Origin of the sequence: Colwellia asteriadis, from assembly GCF_039523295.1 — a bacterium.
Taxonomy (GTDB): Bacteria; Pseudomonadota; Gammaproteobacteria; order Enterobacterales; family Alteromonadaceae; genus Colwellia; species Colwellia asteriadis.
In genome coordinates, this window is the sequence record NZ_BAAAFA010000025.1 from 1 (window position 1) to 1,338 (window position 1,338).

At 38.7% G+C, this 1,338-nt stretch carries 2 protein-coding genes; both read right to left on the reverse strand.

All coding sequences use genetic code 11. The features are described from left to right. Positions 1 to 37 precede the first annotated feature (37 nt). Positions 38 to 793, reverse strand: coding sequence for a PoNe immunity protein domain-containing protein (locus tag ABD005_RS18020; protein WP_343819143.1), 756 nt, complete (start codon positions 791 to 793; stop codon positions 38 to 40). Between the two features lie 12 nt (positions 794 to 805). Next, positions 806 to 1,338: hypothetical protein (locus ABD005_RS18025; protein WP_343819145.1), on the reverse strand; the 533-nt coding region annotated here is incomplete at its 5' end.

The window sequence follows — 1,338 nt, forward strand, 5'->3', positions numbered from 1 at the left end:
TCTTTGCGAGTATCACGCATGAGTCTAATTCCTAACCTTATTTGTTATTATCTTGCCAGTGCACTAAATCTTTTGGGTAGTACTCATGGTCAATAAAGCTGCTATCGTCTATGTTGTAAAGCTTAACCACTAAAGCGGCGCCCCAGCACCAGTAGCCGATGTAGGCATCGGTATCCATTAAGTGATAATCAGGACTCCCTTCTGCTTTGTACCATGCATCTAAATAGGTTTTTACTAAATCAGAGCGCTTTGAAGGCTCAGCTACAACTACGTTGTATAATTTACCAAAGCGTTTTTTAAATAAGGTCGATTGCGCTACTTCGCGGTTTTTATCGCCCATAGCCACTGCAATGTTATCTAATAAACCGTCTTGTCCTTGGTTGGCGATTAACTCAAGTACTTGCTGATAATAGTCTTGCCCCATATCTAAACAATAAGCAAAAGCAAGCCAGATTAACGTGCGGCGCATATCGTCTTCGTATATTTCTTCTTTGCTGATACGGGCTACTTGCTCATTGTCAGGCAAAACATCAGCATAGTCTTTTTGCCAGTTTCTGTATTCTAACGCTTCAAGTAAATGAGGTTTAAGTTCCGCCAAACCATCGCCACGGGAGTATTTTTGGTGGAGTAATTCGGTAACATCATCAACAAGCCGAAAAGCATTATTCATTTTTACTTCGTCGGTGAGCCTACCAGTTGATTTTATTTTATTTATTTTTTTTAAGATGATAGCTTCCTGGAATTCAACATACTCATCATAATAAACTTTATCTTTTAATTTATCTCTTAACATTTTATTCTCTTTTTATAATCCAACGGCTTTGCCGATAATTTTAGCATTTTTATCTAATTCTTTAACGACTAAGGTGCCATCTTCTTTATTGCGGATTAATAGCTTTTGTACGTTTCCGTCATTATCAGCTAGAGCCTCTAGAATTTCTTCACGCTGCTCCTTGTTTAGTCCAGCTTTTCTAAGGCGATCATTATTAACCCAATCATTATCCATCTGCTTTGAGCCATCAGCCATTTTACCCAAACGAGCAGTATTATACTTGGCCTCAGTAATAACGTAATCAGGCGGTGGATTCGGGTGGAGATAAATTCCGTCTATACCTGTTTCACCTGCTTTGTAATTACCGTCAGTTTTTCCGAGTGGTGTATAGCCTTTTTCGGTCATTAACTGATGGCTATTATACTCTCCTGCGGCGGCTTTTTTATGGTTCATTGATTTAAATTCAGTAAAATCATCAGGTGTTTTTCGTGACTTTGTTAAAGCTTTAGCTGCTTGACCACCGGGTAAATTATTGCCACTTGGGGCTTTGAGTTCAATCGTTTTTA

Bases quoted from the DNA above. Each gene is read 5' to 3' on its own strand.
- ABD005_RS18020 (WP_343819143.1), bottom strand. From the start codon at position 793: ATGTTAAGAGATAAATTAAAAGATAAAGTTTATTATGATGAGTATGTT.